Consider the following 8,935-nt stretch of genomic DNA (forward strand, 5'->3'; position numbering starts at 1 on the left):
TATAATCATCCCTTGCTCCGCCGTATGCAAGTTGAGGCACCAGGAACTTACCACCATAGCCTAATGGTTGCGAATCTGGCCGAAGATGCTGCTCTGGAAGTTAAAGCTAACCCAACGCTTTGCCGTGCATGTGCCTTGTTTCATGACATTGGGAAAATGGTGCAACCAAACTATTTTAACGAAAACCAAGGCGATATTGGTAACCCTCACAACCGTCAGAACCCGGCCATGAGTGCCTTAATTATAAAGAGCCATGTCAAGGAAGGCTTGGAAATAGCTCGCGAGCATCGGTTGCCCAAAGTGATTCGCGATGTTATTCGGCAACATCATGGTACGACCTTGGTCAAATACTTCTATTTTCAAGCAAAACAAAAACTAAAGCAGGAAAATTTGCCTTATGGGGAATCTGAATTGATCGAACCGGATGAATCGACTTACCGGTACGACGGTCCACGACCCAGGTTCAAGGAGAGCGCCATTATCTTTTTTGCAGACTCGGTGGAAGCCGCTGCGCGTTCGCTGACAAAAGTTACCCATCATAGTGTCGAAGAATTACTCGATTCTATTTTTCAAGACCGTTTAGAAGATGGGCAACTTGATGAGTGTCCGCTTACTTTGCAAGAGGTTGCCACAATCAAGAAAAGCTTTCTTAAGACTACCCTGAATATGTTGCATTCTCGAATTGAATACCCTGATGAGGAAAAAGATTCCCGCAACCCCTTCTCCAAAGATGGTCGTTAAACCAATCAAGCGATTGTATCCACAACTCGAAGTGGCCAATCAATACCCGGCTCTTCATTTTGACTTGTCCCAATTAGAGCTTTTTTTTGAGGTCATTTTTTCCTTTCATCAGCATGATGTGTCGGGTGAATTATCAATCGCCTTTATGGACAGCTCCGCCCACTGTGAACTTCACGGCAAATACTTGCAGGATTATCGACCTACAGATGTTATAACCTTTCCTTCAGATACTGAGAACGGATTGGCTGGAGAAATTTGCGTATCAGTAGACCAAGCCAAGGAGGAAGCAAAAAATCGCAAGCTTTCCTTTGAGTATGAACTTGGTTTGTACTTAATACATGGTTGGTTACATCTTGTGGGTTTTGATGATTTGGATACGGTTGATCGTGAGATCATGAGAATGGAAGAGCAAAGAGTGATTGATCATGTGAGAAAACTTAATGCATGGCCTGATTTTCGACTCGCTTCAGAGTCTGCTGAAGGCTAACAGAAGTACCATCGTGTCTGTACCTGCACCCAGTTTATCCCGGCGTTTTCGCAATGCTTTTCTTACCGGACTTCTGGTATTTCTTCCTCTGGGTACAACTATTTTTGTAATCAATTTTTTACTAGATTTATTCAAAGAACCCGCATTGAGACTTGCTTACCAGTTAGGTTTGAGCGAAGAAAATTCCTTTTTTGGCCTAGAAACCCTTCTCGCGGTTGCCGGATTGATCATTGGAGTGATTTTACTAACTGCTCTTGGTTATTTTTCTAAGTATTTATTGGGTCGTGTATTCATTAATCTGACTGAGCGTACCTTGGATAAGGTGCCATTTATTAATACGGTTTATCGTTCAGTCAAACAAATCGTGGAAACCTTTGGGCAAGATAACCGGGCGGTTTTTAAAGAGGTTTGCTTGGTGGAATATCCCCGGAAGGGTTGCTTTGTACTAGGATTTATAACCGCAGAATCCTCCAGCCATGTCTCCGACAAAATTGGGTCTGGTTTTACTTATGTATTTGTGCCAACCACGCCAAATCCAACGAGTGGATTCTTACTTCTTGTAGGCGAGGAAGAAATTCATCGAATTGATGTGTCTGTTGGTGATGGTATGAAGATGTTGATTTCAGGAGGAGCGGTCGTACCGTCTTCTTCCTGAATGTGCAAAGGTGTCGGGGGGTCCAATTGAATTGTCTGGCGTTGCATTGTCCAGTGACCCGGCGGGAGATCGGTTTGTTCGCATACGAATATTTGATCAAACCTTGGGCTTGAGTGCCGCTCTGTTTCGCTTGCCTGGAAAAAAGAGTGGTCAATCCGCTCCCCCTGACCTTTTTGATGACTTGGAATGTCAATTGAACCCCTTGCGGTCTGGGTCTTCCATACCCTTCGTTGCCGAGTATCAAAAAGCTCGTTCCTATCGAGAATTGGCCCGTAAACCCGCCCATTTTTTATCTGCCTCTGAGATTGCACGCTTTTATTTAAATAATGGATCGCACTTGCTTGACCCTCGGCCGCGGTTGGAATTATTGCGTACAGCTCTTGATTCTTTCTCCCGTTCTTTTGTGCCCAAGGTTGTTCTTTTAAAGCTGTATTTTTGTTTTGCTCGGGATGAAGGGCTTCCTGTTCGGGAGTCTTGGCTTTCTTACCTTCCACAAGTTCTTGCCGAAGAGACTCGTAGAGCTCTCAGTCGTCCGGTAAGCGAAGAAGGTTTAGACGCTAACCGAATCGAGGAACTGGTGGAGAGTATAAAATTATGGATGAATGCAGAGACCGAGCTTCGGGTGGAGTAGTGAACTGCATCTTGTCTCTCAGCCCTTGCCAAGCTAACTGAATCTAGGGTAAAAAGAAGATTCAGAAAGTATGGGAGTAAGCAAAAAAATATCCGAAATAGGAACCAAAGGTAAAGGTACCTATGAGATCACTAACTTGGTAAGTGATGGGCTACGAGAGTCGGGCTTTTCGAATGGTATAGTCAGTGTTTTTGTCCAGCATACAAGCTGCAGCTTAGTAATCATGGAAAATGCTGATCCAACTGCCAGGGTTGACCTTGAACGATTTATGGAGGAACTTGTTCCTGAAGACTATCCTAACTTTGTACACACACTTGAAGGTCCGGACGATATGCCCTCACACATTAAAATGGCACTCACACGTACAAGTGAACAAATCCCGTTTGCTAATGGACAATTACAACTTGGAAGCTGGCAGGGTTTATTTCTTTGGGAACATCGTTCTGCTCCACACAATCGTAGGTTGATCCTAACTTACTTAGGCGAATGAAGAAAATTTTTGATCCTTGGAGTCTCATCGCTTGCTGGTTTCTTTTGCAATCGGCTTGTGCTCCAGTTGGAAGCATTATTGAGGAACTAGATGATCCTGCTTTTGAGCGCGGACGTTCCTATCTCAAGGTCGGACGGGAGACTGATGCACTCGACGAGTTTCTTTCTGTTACCCGTCGGGTTACCCAAGCCCCAAAATCTCATCTGGAGGCGGGGCGGTTGCTTCTAACCCTCTCAGACCGGAAGGACCCGGTGGCTGCAATTTATCATTTTCGTAGGTTTTTATTACTTCAACCAAATGCCAGGGAATCTCCCATGGTCGAACAATTGATTGTTACCGCAGAGCGTGAAATTATCCGGAAATTACCCGGGGAGCCTTATGATAACTACCTCGAGAGTATTGATTTGAAGGATGAAAACGAACGTTTGCGTCGAGAAATTGCAGACCTGCAAGCCCGACTCGGTTCACCCCTGGCACCCGTCGTTCCTTCGGCTCTTCCGTTACAGTCTGCAACAGTTAACACGATCTCACAACCATCCCAAGTCATTGAAGAACCAAAGCCTCCTCAAGCCTATGTGGTAAAAAAAGGGGACAGCCTTTATGCGATAAGCGAAAAAGTTTACGGAAATTCATCGTATGTAAATGCCATTTACTCCGCCAATCGAGACACCTTAAAAAGCAAGAATAGTTTAAAGGTGGGACAAACCTTGCGACTCCCTCCTGCACGTTGACCTGCCTGGCGTTACCGCCGTTTTTTCATGGCGTATTTTGATAATAATTCCACCACCCGTCCTTTTCCCGAGGTTTTAGATGCGGTAAGGAGTGCATCGGATTCGTTATGGGCCAATCCATCCTCTCCTCACAGGGTGGGTTCACAGGTTCGTGTTCGTTTGGAGCAAGCTCGCGAAGAAATTGGACATTCCATGGGAGTTGATCCTGCTGGATTGACTTTTACCTCTGGAGCTACTGAGTCAAACAATGCTGTTCTGGGGTGGTTAGCTAATCGAAAATCCCTTTCAGGAGAGACGGCTTTGGTATCTAGGATCGAACATCCGAGTGTTTTGGAAACGGCTCGTCATCTCTTTGCTAATCGAATCGAATATATTCCGGTAAACCAAGATGGTTTGGTCGAAATGGGGAAGGTAGAGGAATTATGTAAGCAAAAGCGACCAACTATTGTTTCTTTATTAGCTGCTCATAATGAAACTGGCGTTCTTCAGCCTTGGAAGGAAGTCGCCCAGTTGTGCCAAGAATATGGAATTTGGTTTCACTGTGATGCTACCCAATGGATGGGGAAATTAGATCCTCAGGGTTTTGATCTTTGTTCGAGCTTTTCTTTTTCCGCACATAAATTTGGTGGTCCGAAAGGAGTGGGTGGAATGTTTTCCCATGAGCCTGTTTCCTGGATTCGCGGGGGTGGACAGGAAAAAGAGCAACGGGGTGGTACAGAAAACCTTCCTGCTATTGAGGGAATGCGTATTGCCTGGAGGCAGACCTGTAATAAGTTGCCCATAAAACAGGACGTCGTAGCTTGGAAAGAGAATTTCGAGAGCCAAATTAAACAGGATTTACCCGGAGTTCGGATAATCGGAGAAAAGGTAGCCAGGTTGTGGAATACCTCTTTTCTAATGCTTCCCGACTTTGATAACTTAGGCTGGGTGTGTAAGCTCGATAAACTCGGATACTCTTTATCCACTGGTTCAGCCTGTTCAACCGCCCGGAAAGAAGCTTCGGAACTTGCCGGAGCTATAGGCTTGAGCTACGAGAATGGGGGAAGGTTGCTTCGGGTAAGCTCATGGCTTAACACTAATGAGCTGGAGTGGACGAATTTGGCGGGCGCTCTGGTTCAGGCCCACGCCGAATTAGTCGAGGATCGTGATCAATCCGGGGTTGTTACCCTATAAAAAGCAGGCGGTAAAAAGGTGCGTTTGCTCGGTATAAACCTTGAGAATTTTAGGAATATTAGCTCATTGAGTCTGGAGTTTGGAACAGACCGTATTTTTTTTCTCGGTGCCAATGGACAGGGGAAGTCCAACCTTTTAGAAGCCATTGGAGTATGTTCTACCCTTCGTTCTTTCCGTGGGGCATCTGCGGAATCAATGATCAAAGAGGGAGAGTCAGAGGTCCGTCTTTTTGTAAGGTTTTTGGATGACGATGGAGGAAATCGCGAGGCGATGATTCGTTTTGGCAAGAAAGGAGGCAAAACCGTTGAGGTAGATGGCGAACCTGTTAAAAGACTGGGAGATCTCTTGGGCCAATTCCCGTCGGTTTGCTTGTCTTCGAGAGATTTTAGACTCGTTCGTGAAAGTCCATCTGACCGTAGGAAATGGATGGATTTGGTACTTTCCTCAACCTCGTCTAAATATTTGACTGCATTGCAAGGGTATTATCGATCAATGAAGGAAAGAAATGTACTGCTTAAAAAAAAGGCAGCAGATCCGGAGATTCAGGCATTTGAACACTCCCTGGCTTCTTCCGCACAAGTTATTCAACAGATACGGGGAGAACTGTTTCCTGCATTAGACCTTGCGTTTGAGCAATCCTATGCTGGTTTGACTAACGAGAAGGAATCGGCTCAATTGTCCTACAATCCGGATTGTTTGGCAGACAGTACTGATAAATGGTTGTCGATTTACGAACAGGAAAGAATGCGCGATCGTCAGGTCGGTTCTACCCGTCGTGGACCTCACCGGGATGATTTTTCGTTGCTATTGGATGGTCGGGACTCTCGTCACTATGCCTCTGAGGGCCAACAGAAAGGAATCGTGCTCGCTTTGCGCGTTGCTGAGTTTTCCTTTTTGAAGCACAAGTTGGGAACCATGCCTCTGCTGCTGGCAGATGATGTATTGGGTGAACTGGATCCCTCCCGCCGGTCTAATTTTCGCAAAATGCTACCTCCAAATGCACAATCCTTTGCTACCGGTACCAGTTTTCCATCGGACCAGGAAGAAGAAATTTGGGAAAGTTTTCGAGTGCAGTCCGGAGGTTTTATCCCCATACCTTTGAGTTCTACAGATGGATGAACTAACGGGGTTACATTGGGCTATTCTTTTGCTCGGTTCCGCTATTATGGGCCTTAGTAAGGGTGGTATCCCTGGTGCCGGCAACCTAACCGTGGCTTTGTATGTGCTGGTTTTGGAAGATGCTTTAGGTCCTGCAGGTGTGGCCATTTCCGTGGGTTTGCTGTTGCCAGTTCTTATTTCTGCAGACCTTGCATCGACCATAGTCTACCGAAAGCATGTCGAGTGGAAACACCTTCGCAGATTGCTTCCTTTTTTTGCAGTGGGAGTGATTGCGGGCTGGTGGGCCTTCGATTTTTTTCAGCCCCCTGAACGATCCCGGGCTCTTAAAGTATTAATTGGAACTATTTTATTAAGCATGACGGCAATGCGAATATTGTCTCAACTCCCAAGGGTTCATTCACATTTTAATTCTTCCCGGCTTGCTACTTTAATGGGTCCGTTACTTGGATTACTGGGGGGGATGGCTACGATGCTTGCAAATGCAGCTGGTCCGATTGCTCAATTTTATCTCTTGGCAATGAAACTTCCTAAATATGCATTTATTGGTACATCGGCCTGGTTATTTCTTATCGTAAATATTTCCAAGGTACCACTGATGTATGAATTGGATATTCTTGATATGGAAGTATTCCGTACAGCGGTTTGGCTATTTTTCCCTGCAATCTTTGGTGCCCTCGTAGCTCCACGAATCGTTCGTTATATCCGTCAGGATTGGTTTGAGAGAATGATTTGGTTCTTTATCGTAACCGCAGGGTTGCGCATGATTATGTAATTAGGAAGTGAATAAATCTTCGCGCAAATTATGGGCCAAACACTTGGCTGGACAATCGACTAAGGGGAAGCCTGCGGTCGATCCAAAGTTATTGCTTCGCAAGGAGCCCTTTAAAGGAAGGATCCTTGGGGTAGACCCAAGTTTGCGGGGTACGGGACTTGCGGTACTTGACTGCGAAGGAAGTTCTTATCGATTACTTCATTCCGAAACCCTTCAGTTAGATCGAAAGGTCTCGTCCATTGCCTGCCTCGGGAGAATTCATGAATTAGTCGCTCATCTGATCGCCCTATGGCAACCTAGGCATCTCTCCTGTGAAGAGACTATTTATGTGCAAAACTTTAAAACTGCTCAGATCATGGGAGCAGCACGAGGGGCTGCTCTATCGGCTGCGGCCATTCGTGATGTGCCCGTCTTTGAATATGCACCTTTGCGAGTCAAGCAAGCGGTGGTTGGCTTTGGTCGTGCGAGCAAGGAGCAGATGTCTCATACCCTCGCTCAAATCCTTGGCTTGCCTCAGGCTTTACCTTTTGATCAGTCTGACGCTCTTGGGCTCGCGCTTTGTCACGCCTTTACCTGGGTGCCTGAATGATTTTTGCTGCGTCCTTTTGATCGGGTTATGGGACGAATTGAATTGAGCCTTCATATTACTATTGGCATAAAAAGGAGGAGCTTTGATTTAGGCCAATTTTAGTTTCGCTTCCGCTCTGCGGATATATCCCATCATCCAACCACCACGAGTCATGCCAGACAATCAGGAAAGTCCGGAGATTATTCATCGCATTGAACCTGACACCAGCGTTGAAACTGCAGCTCTCTTTAATCAACTGGTTCTTCTGCTTGATTCGGGTACAGATGAGCAATTGGCTCAACATCTTGATGGCTTTCACCACTCCGATTTAGCAGATGCTTTTGGGTTATTAGATCGGCCGTTACGCAAGCGCCTCATCGATGTGGTTAAGACGGAATTGGACCCTGATCTCCTTTTTGAACTCGAAGATCATTTGCGTAAGGAAGTAACCGATAGCCTGACTGCGAGAGAGGTAGCTGAGGTTATTACCGAGATGGATTCTGATGAGGCGGTTCAGGTACTTGAAGATATGGACGAAGGGGACCGTGCAGAAGTGCTCAGTTCTGTTCCCCAGGAGGAGCGCGAAGATATCGAAGTCGGTCTCGCTTTTCCGGAGGAAAGTGCCGGTCGAAGAATGCAGACCGATGTGGTGACTGTGGGGACCAACTGGACGGTTGGTCAGACCATCGATTATTTGCGGGAAGAAAGTGATCTACCTGAGGAATTTCTCGATTTGTTTGTGGTTGATAAAGATGCCCGTCCCGTGGGGATTATTTCACTGTCTCAAATCTTGCGTTCTCCTCGGAGTACATTGATGCGGGAAATTGCTGACGAAACTCAGGTACTTGTACCTGCAGTGACCCTGCAGGAAGAAGTCGCCCTCCTTTTCGAGAAGTATGACCTTACCACAGCTGGTGTAATTGATGCCTCGGGGAAGTTACTTGGGATGATCACGGTCGACGATGTGATGGAAGTGGCTCGTGAAGAATTTGAAGAAGATATTTTGCTTCTTGGTGGGGTAGGGGAAGAAACGATTGGTGACGGAGTGCTCCAGTCTTCGGCAAAGCGTTTTGCTTGGTTGCTGGTTAATCTAGTTACGGCTGCTTTGGCCTCGCTTGTGATTAGTATGTTCGACGCCACCATCGAACAAATGGTCGCCCTGGCCGTGCTCATGCCCATTGTTGCCTCGATGGGTGGGAATGCAGGCACCCAGACGCTTACCATTACTGTGCGAGCTCTCGCGACCAAGGAGTTGACATCCTACAATACGATGCGTGCTATTCGTAAAGAATTATTGGTCGGGGTCTTGAACGGCTTTCTTTTCGCACTCATTGCCGGAGCGGCCACGGTGTTCATTTTTGGGGACCTTGGAGAGACTTCTATTTTGCTTGGTGGCATTATTGCGGGTGCCATGGTTATCAATATGATCGTGGCCGGTTTGTCAGGAGTGGTTCTGCCTGTGCTTTTGGATCGTTGGGGGGTAGACCCCGCGGTGGCATCGGGGGTTTTTGTAACCACGGTCACGGATGTGGTTGGTTTTTTTGCCTTCTTGGCTTTGGCCTCCTTGG

General features: G+C 46.5%; 11 protein-coding genes. All 11 read left to right on the forward strand.

All coding sequences use genetic code 11. From position 1 onward, the window contains the following. Positions 1-741 (forward strand): HDIG domain-containing metalloprotein (locus tag ACKPQ4_RS05645; RefSeq protein WP_407680226.1); only part of this gene is annotated, 741 nt, incomplete at its 5' end. Then, positions 731-1,228 (forward strand): rRNA maturation RNase YbeY, encoded by a 498-nt coding sequence (gene ybeY, locus ACKPQ4_RS05650; protein WP_407680227.1) that lies wholly within the window; start codon positions 731-733, stop codon positions 1,226-1,228. The genes ACKPQ4_RS05645 and ybeY, both read left to right, overlap by 11 nt. A gap of 13 nt (positions 1,229-1,241) precedes the next feature. Next, positions 1,242-1,883, forward strand: coding sequence for a DUF502 domain-containing protein (locus tag ACKPQ4_RS05655; protein ID WP_407680228.1), 642 nt, complete (start codon positions 1,242-1,244; stop codon positions 1,881-1,883). 10 nt (positions 1,884-1,893) lie between these two features. Continuing rightward, a complete protein-coding gene (locus tag ACKPQ4_RS05660) occupies positions 1,894-2,514 on the forward strand; it encodes a hypothetical protein (protein WP_407680229.1) in 621 nt (206 codons plus the stop codon). A 70-nt stretch (positions 2,515-2,584) separates the two neighbouring features. Then, positions 2,585-3,004, forward strand: a complete 420-nt coding sequence (locus ACKPQ4_RS05665; protein WP_407680230.1) for a secondary thiamine-phosphate synthase enzyme YjbQ — start codon at positions 2,585-2,587, stop codon at positions 3,002-3,004. Next, a complete protein-coding gene (locus ACKPQ4_RS05670; protein ID WP_407680231.1) occupies positions 3,001-3,735 on the forward strand; it encodes a LysM peptidoglycan-binding domain-containing protein in 735 nt (244 codons plus the stop codon). The genes ACKPQ4_RS05665 and ACKPQ4_RS05670 overlap by 4 nt, the downstream gene beginning before the upstream one ends. Before the next feature lie 27 nt (positions 3,736-3,762). Then, the gene (locus tag ACKPQ4_RS05675) at positions 3,763-4,908 is read left to right on the forward strand and encodes a cysteine desulfurase family protein (RefSeq protein WP_407680232.1); all 1,146 of its coding nucleotides are present in this window, start codon (positions 3,763-3,765) and stop codon (positions 4,906-4,908) included. A gap of 18 nt (positions 4,909-4,926) precedes the next feature. Continuing rightward, positions 4,927-6,027, forward strand: coding sequence for a DNA replication/repair protein RecF (gene recF, locus ACKPQ4_RS05680; RefSeq protein ID WP_407680233.1), 1,101 nt, complete (start codon positions 4,927-4,929; stop codon positions 6,025-6,027). Continuing rightward, positions 6,020-6,799 (forward strand): sulfite exporter TauE/SafE family protein, encoded by a 780-nt coding sequence (locus ACKPQ4_RS05685; protein WP_407680234.1) that lies wholly within the window; start codon positions 6,020-6,022, stop codon positions 6,797-6,799. The genes recF and ACKPQ4_RS05685 overlap by 8 nt, the downstream gene beginning before the upstream one ends. A 7-nt stretch (positions 6,800-6,806) precedes the next feature. After that, positions 6,807-7,388 carry a crossover junction endodeoxyribonuclease RuvC gene (locus ACKPQ4_RS05690; protein WP_407680235.1) on the forward strand — a complete coding sequence of 194 codons (582 nt, stop codon included), beginning with the start codon at positions 6,807-6,809 and terminating at the stop codon, positions 7,386-7,388. Between the two features lie 151 nt (positions 7,389-7,539). Beyond that, the coding region (gene mgtE / locus ACKPQ4_RS05695; RefSeq protein ID WP_407680236.1) for a magnesium transporter at positions 7,540-8,935 on the forward strand (1,396 nt) is incomplete at its 3' end.

This window comes from Candidatus Chordibacter forsetii, assembly GCF_964187505.1.
GTDB classification, from domain to species: domain Bacteria; phylum Verrucomicrobiota; class Verrucomicrobiia; order Opitutales; family Seribacteraceae; genus Chordibacter; species Chordibacter forsetii.